Annotated in this window: 12 protein-coding genes; 8 read left to right on the forward strand and 4 right to left on the reverse strand. The window is 69.5% G+C overall.

Annotation, left to right across the window (positions count from 1 at the left end):
* The first annotated feature begins 102 nt into the window (after positions 1-102).
* Positions 103-2,937: a preprotein translocase subunit SecA gene (gene secA / locus AXE84_RS07945; RefSeq protein ID WP_060957489.1), complete on the forward strand. Its 2,835-nt coding sequence runs from the start codon at positions 103-105 to the stop codon at positions 2,935-2,937.
* A gap of 71 nt (positions 2,938-3,008) precedes the next feature.
* Here the strand turns inward: secA and AXE84_RS07950 are convergent, their stop codons facing one another.
* A complete protein-coding gene (locus AXE84_RS07950) occupies positions 3,009-3,524 on the reverse strand; it encodes an Rv3235 family protein (protein WP_060957490.1) in 516 nt (171 codons plus the stop codon).
* Positions 3,525-3,632: 108 nt separating this feature from the next.
* Positions 3,633-4,475: a LysM peptidoglycan-binding domain-containing protein gene (locus AXE84_RS07955; protein ID WP_060957491.1), complete on the reverse strand. Its 843-nt coding sequence runs from the start codon at positions 4,473-4,475 to the stop codon at positions 3,633-3,635.
* 180 nt (positions 4,476-4,655) lie between these two features.
* Between AXE84_RS07955 and AXE84_RS07960 the strand changes: the two genes are divergently transcribed.
* On the forward strand, positions 4,656-5,204 hold the full coding sequence (locus AXE84_RS07960; protein ID WP_010614183.1) for a hypothetical protein: 549 nt from the start codon (positions 4,656-4,658) through the stop codon (positions 5,202-5,204).
* A 23-nt stretch (positions 5,205-5,227) separates the two neighbouring features.
* On the opposite strand, the gene AXE84_RS07965 is transcribed toward AXE84_RS07960, so the two are convergent.
* Entirely contained in the window at positions 5,228-5,452 is a 225-nt protein-coding gene (locus AXE84_RS07965; protein ID WP_003786975.1) for a helix-turn-helix domain-containing protein, read from the reverse strand.
* Between the two features lie 203 nt (positions 5,453-5,655).
* On the opposite strand from AXE84_RS07965, the gene AXE84_RS07970 reads away from it, so the two are divergent.
* The 5 genes from AXE84_RS07970 to rplL all read left to right on the forward strand — a co-directional run bounded on the left by AXE84_RS07970 (position 5,656) and on the right by rplL (position 10,149).
* Positions 5,656-6,336 carry a hypothetical protein gene (locus tag AXE84_RS07970; RefSeq protein ID WP_081093127.1) on the forward strand — a complete coding sequence of 227 codons (681 nt, stop codon included), beginning with the start codon at positions 5,656-5,658 and terminating at the stop codon, positions 6,334-6,336.
* Positions 6,333-8,336, forward strand: coding sequence for an AAA family ATPase (locus tag AXE84_RS07975; RefSeq protein WP_060957493.1), 2,004 nt, complete (start codon positions 6,333-6,335; stop codon positions 8,334-8,336). The genes AXE84_RS07970 and AXE84_RS07975 overlap by 4 nt, the downstream gene beginning before the upstream one ends.
* Before the next feature lie 84 nt (positions 8,337-8,420).
* Positions 8,421-8,903: a DUF6912 family protein gene (locus AXE84_RS07980; RefSeq protein ID WP_010614187.1), complete on the forward strand. Its 483-nt coding sequence runs from the start codon at positions 8,421-8,423 to the stop codon at positions 8,901-8,903.
* A gap of 271 nt (positions 8,904-9,174) precedes the next feature.
* Complete coding sequence (gene rplJ, locus AXE84_RS07985) at positions 9,175-9,696, forward strand: 50S ribosomal protein L10 (protein ID WP_009407225.1); 522 nt, start codon at positions 9,175-9,177, stop codon at positions 9,694-9,696.
* A gap of 63 nt (positions 9,697-9,759) precedes the next feature.
* Positions 9,760-10,149, forward strand: coding sequence for a 50S ribosomal protein L7/L12 (rplL, locus tag AXE84_RS07990; protein ID WP_009747839.1), 390 nt, complete (start codon positions 9,760-9,762; stop codon positions 10,147-10,149).
* A 329-nt stretch (positions 10,150-10,478) separates the two neighbouring features.
* Here the strand turns inward: rplL and AXE84_RS07995 are convergent, their stop codons facing one another.
* Positions 10,479-11,312 (reverse strand): hypothetical protein, encoded by an 834-nt coding sequence (locus AXE84_RS07995; RefSeq protein WP_236750025.1) that lies wholly within the window; start codon positions 11,310-11,312, stop codon positions 10,479-10,481.
* A 1,049-nt stretch (positions 11,313-12,361) separates the two neighbouring features.
* Between AXE84_RS07995 and rpoB the strand changes: the two genes are divergently transcribed.
* Positions 12,362-15,883: a DNA-directed RNA polymerase subunit beta gene (rpoB, locus tag AXE84_RS08000; protein WP_010614191.1), complete on the forward strand. Its 3,522-nt coding sequence runs from the start codon at positions 12,362-12,364 to the stop codon at positions 15,881-15,883.
* Positions 15,884-15,974: the final 91 nt, after the last annotated feature.

Below are 15,974 nucleotides of genomic sequence, written 5' to 3' on the forward strand. Positions count from 1 at the left end.
TCGAGTTGATTGCGAGTCGATTCCGGGGCGGCCGACTCGACCGACACGGCCTGCGTCTCATCGTCGCTCTTCGCAATCTGACGTCCCAAGGGAGAATGCAGCGTGTCGATCGTGGACCGGATCCTTCGCATTGGCGAGGGCCGCACCCTGAAGAAGCTTGATGCCATCGCCGATCAGGTGGAGGCTCTCGCCGACGAGTACAGCGAGCTCTCCGACGCCGAGCTGCGCGAGATGACTGATGAGCTCAAGGAGCGCTACCAGGACGGCGGGGAGAGCCTCGACGACCTGCTTCCCGAGGCCTTCGCCACGGTGGTGGAGGCGGCCGACCGCGTCCTGGGCATGCGCCCCTACCACGTCCAGATCATGGGCGGGGCGGCCCTCCACCGCGGCAACATCGCCGAGATGAAGACCGGTGAGGGCAAGACCCTTGTGGCCACGATGCCCTCCTACCTGCGGGCCCTGACCGGCAAGGGCGTCCACGTCGTGACTGTCAACGACTATCTTGCCGAGTACCAGTCCGACCTCATGGGGCGCGTTCACCGCTTCCTGGGGCTGACCACCGGCTGCATCCTCGTGGGCCAGACCCCCGCTGAGCGCCGTGAGCAGTACGCCTGCGACATCACCTACGGCACCAACAACGAGTTCGGCTTCGACTACCTGCGCGACAACATGGCCCAGCGCCCCGAGGACCTGGTCCAGCGCGGCCACGCCTTCGTCATTGTTGACGAGGTCGACTCCATCCTCATCGACGAGGCCCGCACCCCGCTCATCATCTCCGGCCCGGCCAGCGGCGACGTCAACAAGTGGTACAAGGAGTTCGCCACGATCTCCGAGCGCCTGCGCGCGGGCAAGGACTACGAGGTCGACGAGAAGAAGCGCACCGTGGGTGTGCTCTCCGCCGGCATCGAGCGGGTGGAGGACTACCTCGGGGTGGACAACCTCTACGAGTCGGAGAACACCCCCCTGATCGGCTTCCTCAACAACGCCATCAAGGCCAAGGAGCTCTTCCACCGGGACAAGGACTACATCGTGCGCGACGGCGAGGTCCTCATCGTCGACGAGCACACCGGCCGCGTCCTGCCCGGCCGCCGCTACAACGAGGGCATGCACCAGGCCATCGAGGCCAAGGAGCGCGTGGAGATCAAGGCCGAGAACCAGACCCTGGCCACCATCACCCTCCAGAACTACTTCCGCCTCTACCCCGAGGGCTCACGCTCGGGCATGACCGGTACCGCCGAGACCGAGGCCGCCGAGTTCGCCGGCACCTACAAGATCGGTGTCGTCCCGATCCCCACCAACAAGCCCATGATCCGCCAGGACCAGCCCGACCTCGTCTACACCACCGTCGAGGCCAAGCTCGACGCCGTCGTCGACGACATCGCTGAGCGTCACGAGCTCGGCCAGCCGGTCCTGGTAGGCACCACCAGCGTGGAGAAGTCGGAGATCCTCTCCGAGCGTCTGCGCGAGCAGGGCATCCCCCACGAGGTCCTCAACGCCAAGCAGCACGCCCGCGAGGCCGCCGTCGTGGCCATGGCCGGGCGCAAGGGCGCCGTCACCGTGGCCACCAACATGGCCGGACGCGGAACCGACATCATGCTGGGCGGTAACGCCGAGCACATCGCGGTCACCGCCCTCAAGGAGGCCGGCCTGGACCCCGAAGAGAACGCCGAGGAGTACGAGAAGGCCTGGCCGCAGGCCCTCGCCGCCGCCAAGGAGTCCTGCCGGGCCGAGCACGACGAGGTCGTCGAGCTCGGCGGCCTCTACGTGCTGGGCACCGAGCGCCACGAGTCGCGACGCATCGACAACCAGCTGCGCGGTCGCTCCGGCCGTCAGGGGGACCCGGGCGAGTCCCGCTTCTACCTGTCCATGGAGGACGACCTCATGCGCATGTTCGCCTCCGGGCTCGCTCAGCGCATCATGTCCTCGGGCGCCTACCCCGACGACGTGCCCCTGGAGTCCAAGATGGTCACTCGTGGCATTGCCGGGGCTCAGCGTCAGGTGGAGTCGCGCAACTACGAGATCCGCAAGAACGTCCTCAAGTACGACGACGTCATGACCGAGCAGCGTGAGAAGGTCTACTCCGAGCGCCGCCGCGTCCTGGACGGCGAGGACCTCGAGCCTCAGATCGAGGTCTTCCGGAACCAGGCCGTCACCTCCATCATCGAGGCCGGTACTGCCGAGGGGCGCCCCGACGAGTGGGACCTGGACGCCCTGTGGGGCGAGCTCGGCCGCCTCTACCCGGTCGGCCTGACCCAGGACGAGATCGTCGAGGCGCTGGGCGGCAAGGACGCGCTGACCTCGGAGCGCCTCATCGAGGAGCTCAGTGAGGATATCGCCGTGGCCTACGAGGACGCCGAGGCCCGCATCGAGGCCAACGCCCTGGCCCATGTCCAGCTCGGTGAGGAGCCCATGCGCACCCTGGAGCGCCGCATCCTGCTGGCCGTGGTGGACAAGCGCTGGCGGGAGCACCTCTACGAGATGGACTACCTCAAGGAGGGCATCGGTCTGCGGGCCATGGCCCAGCGCGACCCGCTCGTGGAGTACGCCAACGAGGGTGCCCGCATGTTCAGGGCGATGATGGAGGGGATCCGCGAGGAGACCGTCGAGCAGATCTTCGCCAACGTCACCCGTTTCGACGCCGCCGCCCAGCGCGCCGCCGAGGATGGCACCGTCGAGGCCGCCCAGGCCGTCGCCAAGGCCAACGCCACTGCCGCGGCAGGCATCCGTGTGGGTCAGGCCGGTGGTCAGGGCCGCGGCACGGTTCTGGGGGACACCGGGCAGGCCTCCATGGAGCAGCGGGTCACCTACTCCGGCCCCAGCGAGTCCGGTGAGGAGGAGACCTCAGGGGCCTCCTCGCGCAGGGCCTCCCGGTCCAGCGCCAACTCGGGCGGCAACCGGGCCGAGCGCCGTCGCTCCAAGAAGAAGCGCCGGCACTGAGGCTCAGCGAGAGCAGACACGACTGTCGAGGATCCCGTCGGAATCCGGCGACCAAGCCGGTTCCGACGGGATCATGCCATCTCCAGACCGGTGAGGATCCAGCGCTCGCGCAGCAGCTCCAGCCGGGCCGCAGCGGCCCGGACCCGGTCACCTTCCTCCAGCAGGACCGTGGCCTCGCAGGCCCCCGACATCGTCAGCTCGGTGCGCACGCTGCGGATGCGTGGCCGCCGCGGGCTCGTCTGGCGTCCCAGGATCCGGGCGGCCAGGCCCGCCCGGCGGGCGAGGGCCTCGAATAGGGAGGGGCTGGTCCAGCGCACCAGGTGGTCCACGGGGCGAAGCCCGGCCAGGACCTCGCTGGCGGCAGTCACCACGATCGCGGCCGTGCGTGAGGCGTCGGCTCCGGCGGCGGACCGTCGTGTCAGGGAGGTTTCCCGTGCGAGGGCTTCGGAGCCGTTCACGGGCTTGGAGGGCTTGTGCGGAACCGCCCGAGTCGGCGTCGGGTGACTCGGTGAGGGGCGGCTGCGACGTTGAGCGCCGGTCTTGCGGCGTGCGGGGCGGATGGCTTGGGCGGTGGTGGTCGCGGTCATGGCGGACTCCTGACAGTGGGCGGGTGCCCAGTGGGCACGAAGTGTGAGGCGGGTCGGGGCGGTGTTCGACGTCGGCGGTGGAGGTCGCCGGTGCTGGTGCGTGGCGGTTCATCGTGATGGCGCCTGACCTCCTGTCGTCGTGCCCGGTGCGGACAGGGAGTCTGGGACGCTCAGGACCGCGCCGGGGCGGATCAAGGACGGGTCGGCGCCGATCTCCTCGGAGTTGGCGCGATACAGGGCCGGCCAGGCCTGCGCGATCCGGGCTGGGCTGGAGCCGGCGGGCAGTAGGTGGGCAGTGATCGACCACAGGCTCTCGCCGGGCGTGACGGTATGAGTGGGGCTCGAGGAGGGTGGGGCGTCGGGGCCGGTAGGGGGCTGCGGCGTCTGGCTGCCCGGCGGCGTCGAGTCCGCTGACTGGCTTGCGTCCTCCGAGTCGCCAGAACCGGTCGAAGCGCTCGACGGGGACTGCTCAGGCGGCGACGGCGTCGAGGACTGCGACGACGGTGAGGAGGGGGCCGAGCTGGTGGGGCGCCATCCCAGATCGTCCCCGCCGCCGGTCTCTTGAGTGGCCAGCGCGGGCGCCGAGGACAGGGAGACGAGCAGCGCTGAGGCGGTGATGCGTCTGACTGCAGGCGCTCCCCAGGTAGCCAGGACTCTGGCCGCCAGCGTGGAGGTGCCGCCAAGACCATGGGGGTCGGGCCCCTTCTCCCCGGCAAGCGCCATCAGGGCCACGAGGGCGGAGACCACGTGCCACAGGGCGCCTAGGGTTCCGCATGCACAGGTCCCGGCGACGACGGCGTCGGACAGCTCGCTCAGCCCCCAGGACTGCGGCGGGACCGTCGCGAGCTGCTCCGCCGCGCTGTGAGCCGTGCGTCCCAGAAGGATCAGGACAGCTCCTGACGCGCAGGCCAGGAGTGTCAGCCGTTGACGAGCCCCCATGTCACCCTCCATCACCGATGATGTCGTTTGATAATGTTAGGTGTACGCCTGTGATGTGATGATGTCAATAGTGACGATGTGACATGTGTCGGCCCTGAATCGTGGTAGTGGAGGTCTCTGGTGCTGGCGGAGCGCGGCGTGAGCCGCCTCGGAGTGCTTTCCTCGGCGGGCGGACTGTGGTGAGGTGGGTTCATGGACTGGGACGCGATGATTGCCGACCTGGAGAGCAGCTTCGATGCTGAGCGCCGTGCGGACCTGGTGGCGCAGAGTGCCGAGCTGGCGGAGGCCGAGCATGCCTCCATCGAGCTCGTCGACCGCTTGCGAGGCTCGGTGGGCCGACTCATCCACCTGCGTACTCGCAGCGGCGTTCCCGTTGACGGCGTGGTGTGTCGGGTCGAGCCCTCTTACGTCCTCGTCGATGAGGGGGAGGGGCTGCAGACCGTTGTTCCGGTGGGGGCGGTGGCCACTGCGATGGCGTTGGCCGGTCCGGCGCCCCGGGATGGCCGACGTCGGCCCACGCTGACGGCTCTGATGCGTGAGGTCGCTCGGCGGGGTGCGCGGGTGCGCCTGGTGGTGGGCTCAGGAGAAGTAGTGGGGCGCCTGGTCCGGATCGGGGCGGACCATGTCGATGTCGCCGTCGCCCCTGAGGGCGGGGTCCGCTCGCATCGCGCTCCCGGGGCGGGCGGTGCAGGGGTCATCAGCGTCATGACTGCTGCCATCGAGGTGCTGCGCAGTCGCTGACGTCGGCTGGTGGGCAGAGAGGCTCAGGGTGCCCCGTCCTCGTTCCAACCCGCCGCGACCATGGCCCTGGTAGAGGCGAGCTGGCGCTGGATGTAGTCCTCCAGGGCCTGGTCCTCGATGCGCCAGAGCTTGCGGGCGCCGACCTGAATGGCAGGGAGGTCACCGGTGCGGATGAGGGCGCGCACGGCCTGGGCGGAGAGCTGAAGCTGCTCGGCGACGTCGGCGATGGTCAGGAATCGTGTGCTCATACCACGATGATCCCACTGCCGGATCCTCTCCACAATTCTTAAAGACACTTGTGGATAACCTTGAGGTACTATTTTATCCCAACGATGATTGCAGGAGATCAAGGAGGATTCCCGTGATGTCATCTCGCCGCAGCCGTTCCCTGACCGCTCCCGAGCGTCCCCGCGGCGGTCGTTGGCGCCGTCCTGCCTGGAAGGACCCGCGCATGGCCGGGGGAGTGGTGCTGGTGGCCGCTGCCGTGGCCATGGGGGCCTGGGCGGTCGACGCGGCCGCCGACACCACTCGCGTCTATGTGCTCTCCCAGGATGTCGCTCCCGGGGCAGACCTCACTGCCGAAGGCGTTCTCACGGTGGTCGAGGCCCATCCCGGCACCGACGCCTATGTCGAGGCCGGGCACCTGCCGGACGGTGCCGTGTCCACGCGCTCCATGCGCAAGGGGGAGCTGCTGGCCACGGCGGCCGTCAACAGCGGTCGGGAGCAGGACCTGCGGCCGGTGGTCCTCAATGTCGCCTCCAACCTGCCGGCCTCGACCAAGGTCGGCGACTATGTCGATCTGTGGGTTGTGCCCAAGGAGGGCGTGGCGGGCCGCCCCGCGGCCCAGGCGTCCGCCACCGCGCAGGCAGGACAGGACGGACAGAGCGCTCAGAGCAGTCCAGGAGACCAGTCGGGACAGGCCGAGGGGACCGGAGCCCGCCGCGTGGCCACAGGGTTGGTGATCGCCTCGGTCGGTGAGACCAGTAGGGGGCTGATCTCCGGGCCCGGCACCGGGGTGGAGGTCAAGGTCCCCGAGGCCTCCCTCGCCGCCGTCCTCAGTGCCGTCGGGCAGGAGGGGGCGCTCGTCCTGGTTCCCACCGGCCAGGAAGCACCGGCGGAGAAGGCCTCGTGAACGCCCCGGGGGCCGGACTCCTCCTGGCTCTCAGTGGCGACGACGCCGACATCCTGCGGGCGCTGAGCCAGGCGGGAAGCGGGCTGTGCGTCGTGCGCCGATGCGCCGACCTGCCCGAGCTGCTCTCAGCGGGGATGGCCGGACTGGCGAGCTTCGCCCTGCTGGACACCGGATTCGACGAGATCGACCGCACCGTCCTGGATCGCCTCGCGCGCGCCGGCCTGAGCGGTCTGCTCCTGGTGGAGAGCCACGAGGAGGAGCGCTGGCGCAGTGCGGGATGGCCGGTTCTCAGACGCGACACGGACCCTGGCCGCATCTGCTCGGCGCTGCAGGACCTCGTGCGTCGCGGCGGAGCCTCCAGCGCGGTCTCCGCCGGGCCGGAGGACCCGAGCACCGACTGGCTGAGCGCCACCACCCCCGCTTCGACGGACTCGAACGCCGCCGCTCAGGAGGCCGCCTGGCTCGAAGAGCTGTGGCGTCAGTCGCCCGACTCCCCGGAGGGTGGAACCGCGTTCTCGCAGCCGCCCCCGACCTCCCCTGAGACCGCAGGCGGGCAGGGCCCGAGGCAGAGCCCGCGGCGCGACCGGGAGCCGGCAGCCATGGATATGCCGGAGCCCGCCTTCCCGGATGTGATGAGTCGGGCGGATGATGAGCCTGACGGGAGGATCGTCCTGGTGTGGGGGCCGCACGGCGCTCCCGGGCGCTCGACGGTCTCCGCCTCCCTCGCCCACGGCCTGGCCGCCTGCGGCGGTGCGATTCTCGTGGATGCCGATGTCGAGGCTCCCAGCCTCGTCCAGCTCCTCGGCATGCCGGAGGACTCCTCGGCCCTGGCCGGAGCGGCCCGCCTGGCCACCCACGGCCGTCTTGACGCCGAGAGCTTCCGACGGGTCCTGGCGCCGGTGGGCGACGAGCTCTTCCTGCTGGGCGGTCTGGGGAGGTCCGGGCGCTGGCGCGAGCTGCCACCGGCCTCGATGACCGAGGTATGGGCGCAGTGCCGTCGGGCCGCGGCCTGGACCGTCGTCGACGTCGCCGGCGGGCCCGTCGATAACGACGTCGATGACTTCACCCTCGAGCCCGGGCGTGGGGCCGTGACGGCCGACCTGGTATCGCACGCTGACGTCATCCTGGTCGTCGGCGGGGCCGACCCCGTCGGGGTGCGCCGCCTGCTCCAGCTCCTCGATGAGATGGGGGCCTCCATGAACCCCGCCGGCCGGATCGAGGTCGTCATCAACCGGGTGCGGGCCTCGGCCGCAGGGCCCTCTCCCCAGCAGGCTCTGCGAGAGGCGCTGGCGCGCTTCGGTGGACTGGAGGACATTGTGCTCCTGCCCGACGACGCGGCGACGGCCGATGCCTGTCTGCTCCAGGGCTGCACTGTCCTGGAACAGGCTCCCGCCAGCGCACTGGGCAAGGCCCTCAGCGTACTGGTCGACCGTATCGATCCGAGGGTGGCTGCGGCCCGCAGGACTCGCTCCCCGCGTCGTTCCCTGTTGCGGCGCTCCAAGAGGCGCGGTGGGCGTCGGGAGCGCGGGGACTCCGAGGCTCGGGCCACAACCGCCAGAAGCAGGAGTCGCTCACGTACGGGCCGTGCGGCGGCCAGGAACCGCCGAGGCGGGGACGGGGGACAGCCGGTTGGTCAACGAGTGCCGGCTGCCCAGGCGCCTAGTGGACCCACTCAGGTTCCGCCGCAGTTCCCTCTGGGCCTGCCGCCGTCGATCCAGCCCATGAATCAGCAGGTGAACCAGCCGCCGGGGCGGCCGCCGGAACCGCCTCCGAGCAGCCCGCTGGCTCAGACGCCGCCACCGGAGCAGGGGCCGGCCCCCGGCTCGCCGCACCGGCCGTGGGTGGCGCCTTGGCCGGGTGCGGCAACGGCGTCGGACGCAGGAACGCCCCCGGGGCAGGTGCGAGGCCCGGATGACGGCCGCGGCCGGGCCGGGAGGAACGATGAGGGTACGGCCGGCCCTCCACCGGTGCCGCCGGGGACCGGGCGACACCGCTACTGAGGCCCGGCGCTCGAGTGGTGCCGGGCGCGCGGACTCCGTGCGCTTCCGGGGAGGTTGAGCGCGGAGGTAGGGCAGACTGGACACATGCGCATCTACCTGCCCGCCACCGCCGCCCACCTGCGCGCAAGCGTCCTGGGCTCCTCGCACCAGCCGCTCACGGCTCACGCCGCCACTCCCGCTCTTGCTCAGGCCCTGCCCGAGGAGGATGAGGAGGGCCTGGAGGTCTCCGCCTCACTGTGCGCCGCCGACGCCTCCGTCGTCCTGCTGGCCGAGCCCGAGGCCGCGGGGCTGGCCGACCGGCGCATCGTCATCGCGGCCGACGTCGAGGCCGAGAACGTGCGCGAGCTTCCCGTGGAGGGCGATGTGCTGCCCGGCACGATCGAGGTCACCGGCGAGATCTCCTGGGAGGACGTGGCCGCCCTGCTCGTGGACGCGCCCGAGGCTCAGGCCGATGTGCGGGCCGCCCGGCTCGGAGACGAGGATGCCTTCGAGCGCGCCGCCGAGGCCGATCTGCTCTGGTACGACGTCACGGAGCGGGAGGCACTGGCCGAGAGCCTCGGTGTCTGACGCAGCCGGGACCACTTCTGACGAGCGCTCGCGGTGACGTGACTAGTTCCACGGCCGTTTGCCTTGCGCGCCGGAGGCCGCTGCCGGGTATGGTGCTCTCTGCCAAAGACCGCAGGTCGCCCGCTCCGGCGGGACCAAGTCCACGTCAGGTGGGGCCGGCGCAGGTGAGAACGAGACTTCTTCGGGCGTGCCCGAGATCGAGCCCCGTGCCCACCGGCGCGGGGCTTTTCCAGTGAATGGACCCCTGCGGCATACCACGGAAGGAGGGCCCATGGCACGGCCTGACAAGGAAGCAGCCGTTGCTGCGCTGGCGGACAAGTTCCGCCAGGCTGACGCGGTCCTGCTGACTGAGTACCGGGGACTGAGCGTCGCCCAGCTCAAGGAGCTGCGTCGTTCCCTCGCCGGTAACGCCGAGTACACCGTGGTGAAGAACACGCTTGCTGCGATCGCCGCCCGCCAGGTCGGGCTCGAGGACTTCGCCGACGACCTCACGGGCCCCTCCGCCCTGACGTTCGTCACCGGTGAGCCGGTCGAGGCCGCCAAGGCTCTGCGTGACTTCGCCAAGGACAACCAGCAGCTCGTCATCAAGGGCGGTGTCATGGACGGCGCCGTGCTGTCCGCCGACGGCGTTGACAAGCTTGCCTCTCTCGAGTCCCGCGAGGTGCTGCTCGCCAAGACTGCGGGCGCCATCAAGGCGTCCCTGTCCAAGGCTGCGTACCTCTTCGCCGCACCGGCCTCCAAGGCCGTGCGCACCGTCGACGCCCTGCGCGAGAAGCAGGAGACCGCGGCCTGAGGCCGCACGCGTCATCCACCAACCCTGCGCGCGCAGGAACCTGATAAGGAAGGAACGCCCATCATGGCGAAGCTGACCACCGAAGAGCTCATCGAGCAGTTCAAGGAGCTCACCCTCATCGAGCTGTCCGAGTTCGTCAAGGCCTTCGAGGAGACCTTCGACGTTACCGCCGCCGCCCCGGCCGCCGTGGCCGTTGCCGCCGCCCCCGGCGCTGCCGGTGGCGACGCCGCCGCCGAGGAGAAGGACGAGTTCGACGTCATTCTCGAGGCCGCCGGCGACAAGAAGATCCAGGTCATCAAGGAGGTGCGCGCCCTGACCTCCCTCGGCCTGAAGGAGGCCAAGGAGCTCGTTGACGGCGCTCCCAAGCCCGTCCTCGAGGGCGCCAACAAGGAGGCCGCCGAGAAGGCCAAGGAGCAGCTCGAGGGCGCCGGCGCCACCGTCACCCTCAAGTGAGTCTCTCCCCGCTGCCTGAGGCGGTCTGAGGGTCGCCGAGGGCCGGGGAAGCCCAGTTTCACCGGGTCCCGTCCACCATGAGGTGGGCGGGACCCGGTCGCGCTCCGGGGCCCTGGTGCCGTCCGTCCTCTGTGCGCTGCGACGTCGTCGGGCTCGGGGTGGTGGGGGATCGGGGACGTACATGTGCGCCCAGGACTGCGATGTCCTCCAGACCACTGAGGTCCGTCCCCAGTGGTCTGGAGGAGAACGCAGTCGCCGATCGGAAAGTACGTTCCCGACGCCGTCGGGCGCGCTTGATGAGTCAGGGCGCGACGTCGGGAACCGTGACCTCATGGCACCAGCACTCCGGGTGGACGCTCGCCCCACAGCCCGCCACCTTGAAGCCCGGCCACCGGTGAGAGGCGGGAGACCACCTCCAGGGGGAACATCGACAGCAGCCGGTCGGCCTGGGTGCGCATGTCGCTGAGCGAGGACCACGTCGCCCGGAAGAACCTCCACCCCAGCGACTCGAGCTCGTCCTGGCGGAGCTTCTCGAGGAAGACGTCCTCCTCGGTGTGGTACTTGGTCCGGCCGTCGAACTCCGCGACGACATGGTGATCGGGCCAGCCCAGGTCCAGGAAACGATCCTTGGACAGCCCCGGAACCGGGAACTGGGCAATGGCCCGAGGCAGCCCCACCACGAGCGTCATCCACCGCAGCACACTCTCCCCGGGCGAGACTGCCCAAGGGGTGGCAAAGGCCAGTACCGCACGCGCCTGCGCTATCCCTCGCCGCCCCCGATGACGTGCCACGAGCTCCTCCCAGCAGGCGTGAGCCGAGCGCAGCCGCGTGGCACAGGAATCGCGGTGCCACGGATCAGGTCGGCAGTGCCGGTTCAGGGCCGCATCGGCGATGGAGAGCGCATTGTGCGGGGGCTCGTCGCAGGCGCAGTCGAAGGCGGTGCGCAGCACGGACGTGACGGGAACCCCTCCGATCACCTCGATCTCCTCGTCGCGCAGCTGAAGCCGGCGACGGTGCATTCGGATCGGGGTGGCCTCGGGGTGCGTCGTATCGATGGGGGTCGGTACGCCCGACGACGGGTACCGGAAAGCGGGCAGTGTCGTTGTGGTCAGACGCGGGTTGCCGGAGACGGCGAGGTAGACGTCCGGCTCACCTGTCCACATCGCCAGGCCATGAATCAGGGCTGCCGATGTGTGAGACAGGCAGGTGGCGGAGGGCAGGAGCTGTTGCGCGGCAATCGCACGTGCTAAGGACACCATGAACCGCTGCTCCCAGCGTCGCCTGCCCGGAACTGCGTGCAGGTAGGCGCCCGGCAGAGTCGCAGCAGACCAGAATTGCGCGACGCGTGGAAGCCCTTGCGGCGGCCTGAGTAGATAATGGTCGGCCGAAGGTGCGCCGGGACCGGGCAGATGGGAGCGGGGCGGCTGGCAGTGGCTGCGATGGGGCTCATGCAGCGAGTCTTCCCACGAGGATCGGGGTATGACGAGCGCAAAGCCCCGTGGGTGTGGACTCGCCGGAGTCTGAAGGCAGGAGTGCTTCGCTGTGGATCCCGCAGCGGCCACGGAACATCCGCTTCCCGGCCGAAGGATGGGATCGACGTGCTTGTCACGATGTCGTCGGGTCGGGACGGCCAGCAGGTGGGTGGGATGGAGGGTGGTGGGGGATCGGGGACGTACATATGCGCCCAGGACTGCGATGTCCTCCAGGTCACTGAGGTCCGTCCCCAGTGGTCTGGAGGAGAACGCAGTCGCCGATCGGAAAGTACGTTCCCGACGCCGTCGGCCGGACAGGATCGGGCGGGCGCAGAGGCTGCGGGGCCGAGGACGTGCAGGGCTGCGGGGCCAGGGGAGTGGGTGGCTGGGCGGCAGCGCGCGGGGGCTGGGTGTGCCGGGCGCGAGCCGGCCGGCACCCCTCAGTCGATGGGCCGCACCGAGGGACTCAGGTCACGCAGTGGACACGGGTGGGGCAGTATGCGCGACTGTGGTGGGAATCGCAAGGAACCAGGGCGGATCGGCGTGGAGTCCTTGACGTCGGCCGTGTACGCTAGCGCTTTGCGTGCATTGTGTGTATTGGTGCGAGGAGTATCTGCCCTCCGTACGGGCTTCGGCCCGTCGGAACCCTGGCGGGCGTGAGCCCGACAGTGCAGATTCTACTCAACCCGGTGCCCGCAGTGTGCGTTGTGTGATCCCCGATCTGAGGGAAGGATCCCCCTTTGGCTGCCTCGCGCACCTCCGCACCCACTGCTGCTGACATCGCCGCTCGTACCGCGTCGCGTCGTATCAACTTTGCCAAGATCGCCGAGCCCATGCAGGCTCCGAATCTGCTTGCCCTCCAGACCGAGAGCTTCGACTGGCTCGTCGGTAACGAGAGGTGGCGCGAGCGGATGACCGCCGCCAACAAGGCGCACCCGGGCTCCCTGCCCGAGACCTCCGGTCTGGAGGAGATCTTCGACGAGATCTCCCCGATCGAGGACTTCGGCGAGACCATGGCCCTGTCCTTCCACGACCACCGCTTCGAGGAGCCGAAGTACACGGCCGAGGAGTGCCAGGAGAAGGACCTCACCTACTCCGCCCCGCTCTACGTGGTGGCGGACTTCGAGAACTTCTCCACCGGTGAGATCAAGTCCCAGACCGTCTTCATGGGCGACTTCCCGCTCATGACTGACAAGGGCACCTTCATCGTCAACGGCTCCGAGCGCGTCGTCGTCTCCCAGCTCGTGCGCTCGCCGGGTGTGTACTTCGAGCGCACCACCGAGAAGGCCACGGACAAGTACGTCTACAACGTCAAGTTCATCCCCTCGCGCGGTGCCTGGCTCGAGTTCGAGATCGACAAGTCCGACCGTGTCGCGGTGCGCATCGACCGCAAGCGCAAGCAGGACGTCACCGTCTTCCTGCTGGCCCTGGGCATGGACGAGTCGGAGATCCGCAAGGAGTTCGCCGACTTCCCGGCCCTGACCTCCGCCCTGGACGAGGACCGCAAGATCACCACCCAGGACGAGGCGCTCCTGGACATCTACAAGAAGATCCGCCCCGGTGAGCCGCCGAGCGTCGAGGCCGGCCGCACCCTGCTGGAGAACTTCTACTTCAACCCCAAGCGCTACGACCTGGCCAAGGTCGGCCGCTACAAGATCAACAAGAAGCTGGGCCTGGCCTCGGACCTGACCGAGTCCACCCTACGCATCGAGGACATCGTCGCCGCTCTGCGCTACCTGCTGGCCCTGCACTCCGGCGCCGAGACCGTCGAGGGCGTGCGCGACGGCGAGATCACCGAGATCGCCGTCGAGTACGACGACATCGACCACCTGGGCAACCGCCGCATCCGCGCGGTGGGTGAGCTCATCCAGGCGCAGGTGCGCACCGGTATGAGCCGTATGGAGCGTCAGGTGCGCGAGCGCATGACCACCCAGGACGTCGAGGCCATCACGCCGAACACCCTCATCAACATCCGGCCCGTGACGGCCGCGATCAAGGAGTTCTTCGGCACCTCCCAGCTCAGCCAGTTCATGGACCAGAACAACCCGCTGGCGGGCCTGACCCACAAGCGCCGCCTGAGCGCCCTGGGCCCCGGCGGTCTGTCCCGTGAGCGCGCCTCCATGGAGGTCCGCGACGTCCACACCTCGCACTACGGGCGCATGTGCCCCATCGAGTCCCCCGAGGGCCCCAACATCGGCCTCATCGGCTCGCTGGCGACCTTCGGGCGCATCAACCCCTTCGGCTTCGTCGAGACCCCCTACCGCGTCGTCGTCGACGGCCAGGTCACCGACGAGACCCACTACCTGACGGCCGACGACGAGGACCGCCACGTCATCGCCCAGGCCAACGTCGCCCTCACCGAGGACGGCCACTTCGCCGAGGACCACGTCCTGTGCCGCGTCACCGGCGGTGAGCCGGCCCTCGTGCCCTCCTCGCAGGTGGACCTCATGGACGTCTCCCCGCGCCAGATGGTGTCGGTGGGTACCTCCCTCATCCCCTTCCTCGAGCACGACGACGCCAACCGCGCCCTCATGGGCGCCAACATGCAGCGCCAGGCCGTGCCGCTCATCCGCCCCGACGCCCCGCTGGTGGGCACGGGCATGGAGCGGCGCACCGCCGTCGACGCCGGTGACGTCCTCGTGGCCGACAAGGCCGGTGTCGTCACCGAGGTCTGCGCGGACTTCGTGCGCGTGGCCAACGACGACGGCACCGAGATCGTCTACAAGGTCGCCAAGTTCCGCCGCTCCAACCAGGGCAACTGCTACAACCAGCGGGTCGTGGCCACCGAGGGCGAGCGCGTCGAGGTCGGCACGGTCCTGGCCGACGGCCCCGCCACCAACGAGGGCGACCTGGCCCTGGGCCAGAACCTCCTGGTCGCCTTCATGACCTGGGAGGGCCTCAACTACGAGGACGCCATCATCATCTCCCAGCGCGTGGTCGCCGAAGACATGCTCACCTCGATCCACATCGAGGAGCACGAGGTCGACGCCCGCGACACCAAGCTGGGCGCCGAGGAGATCACCCGCGACATCCCCAACGTCAGCGAGGAGACCCTGGCCAACCTCGACGAGCGCGGCATCATCCGCATCGGCGCCGAGGTCCGCAGCGGCGACATCCTCGTGGGCAAGGTGACCCCCAAGGGGGAGACCGAGCTGACCAGCGAGGAGCGCCTCCTGCGCGCCATCTTCGGTGAGAAGGCCCGCGAGGTGCGCGACACCTCCCTGCGCGTGCCCCACGGCGAGTACGGCATCGTCACCGGCGTGCGTGAGATCGACGCCGCCTCCGACGACGCCGAGCTGCCCGCGGGCGTCAACCGCATGGTGCGCGTCTACATCGCCCAGCGCCGCAAGATCACCGTCGGTGACAAGCTCTCCGGCCGTCACGGCAACAAGGGCGTCATCTCCAAGATCCTGCCCGTGGAGGACATGCCCTTCCTGGCCGACGGCACCCCGGTCGACGTCATCCTCAACCCGCTGGGCGTGCCCAGCCGTATGAACGTCGGACAGGTCCTCGAGCTGCACCTGGGATGGGTCGCCTCCCGCGGCTGGGACGCCACCGCCGCCCGCGAGGCCGGCGAGGCCTGGACCGCCAACCTGCCCGAGAACGGCATCAAGGCCGAGCCCCGCACGCCCGTGGCCACTCCCGTCTTCGACGGTGTGCGGGACAACGAGCTCATGGGGCTGCTGGGCTCCACGCTGCCGACCTCCGACGGCCTGCAGCTGGTCGAGCCCAACGGCAAGGCCCGCCTGTTCGACGGCCGCTCCGGTGAGCCCTTCCCGTACCCCATCTCGGTGGGCTACATGTACATCCTCAAGCTCCACCACCTCGTGGACGACAAGATCCACGCCCGCTCCACGGGTCCGTACTCCATGATCACCCAGCAGCCGCTGGGTGGTAAGGCCCAGTTCGGTGGTCAGCGCTTCGGTGAGATGGAGGTGTGGGCCATGGAGGCGTACGGCGCCGCCCACGCCCTCCAGGAGCTCCTCACCGTCAAGTCCGACGACGTCAACGGCCGTGTCAAGGTCTACGAGGCCATCGTCAAGGGCGAGGACATCCCCGAGCCCGGCATCCCCGAGTCCTTCAAGGTGCTCATGAAGGAGATGCAGTCGCTGTGCCTGAACGTCGAGGCCCTGGACGCCGAGGGCGTCGCCATCGCCCTGGACGACACCGACGACGACGGCTCGCGCGCCGCCGATGAGCTCGGCTTCGACCTGGGCCGGCGTCCGGGCGGGGCCATGGCCTCCACGGTTGACGAGATCTGAGTGGCCACCGCCTGGTGACGACTTCGTGACAACTTCATCGAGCCCCGGTTGAGGGCGGGTGGCCCACCCGCCACCCGCCCTCCCACCAGGC

The organism is Actinomyces oris, assembly GCF_001553935.1.
Lineage (GTDB): Bacteria > Actinomycetota > Actinomycetes > Actinomycetales > Actinomycetaceae > Actinomyces > Actinomyces oris_A.

Excerpts from the sequence above, each read along its gene's own strand:
- AXE84_RS07950 (WP_060957490.1), bottom strand. The coding sequence starts at position 3,524 with ATGACCGCGACCACCACCGCCCAAGCCATCCGCCCCGCACGCCGCAAG.
- AXE84_RS07955 (WP_060957491.1), bottom strand. The coding sequence starts at position 4,475 with ATGGAGGGTGACATGGGGGCTCGTCAACGGCTGACACTCCTGGCCTGC.
- AXE84_RS07960 (WP_010614183.1), top strand. The coding sequence starts at position 4,656 with ATGGACTGGGACGCGATGATTGCCGACCTGGAGAGCAGCTTCGATGCT.
- AXE84_RS07965 (WP_003786975.1), bottom strand. The coding sequence starts at position 5,452 with ATGAGCACACGATTCCTGACCATCGCCGACGTCGCCGAGCAGCTTCAG.
- AXE84_RS07970 (WP_081093127.1), top strand. The coding sequence starts at position 5,656 with ATGGCCGGGGGAGTGGTGCTGGTGGCCGCTGCCGTGGCCATGGGGGCC.
- AXE84_RS07980 (WP_010614187.1), top strand. The coding sequence starts at position 8,421 with ATGCGCATCTACCTGCCCGCCACCGCCGCCCACCTGCGCGCAAGCGTC.
- rplJ (WP_009407225.1), top strand. The coding sequence starts at position 9,175 with ATGGCACGGCCTGACAAGGAAGCAGCCGTTGCTGCGCTGGCGGACAAG.
- rplL (WP_009747839.1), top strand. The coding sequence starts at position 9,760 with ATGGCGAAGCTGACCACCGAAGAGCTCATCGAGCAGTTCAAGGAGCTC.
- AXE84_RS07995 (WP_236750025.1), bottom strand. The coding sequence starts at position 11,312 with ATGTGGACAGGTGAGCCGGACGTCTACCTCGCCGTCTCCGGCAACCCG.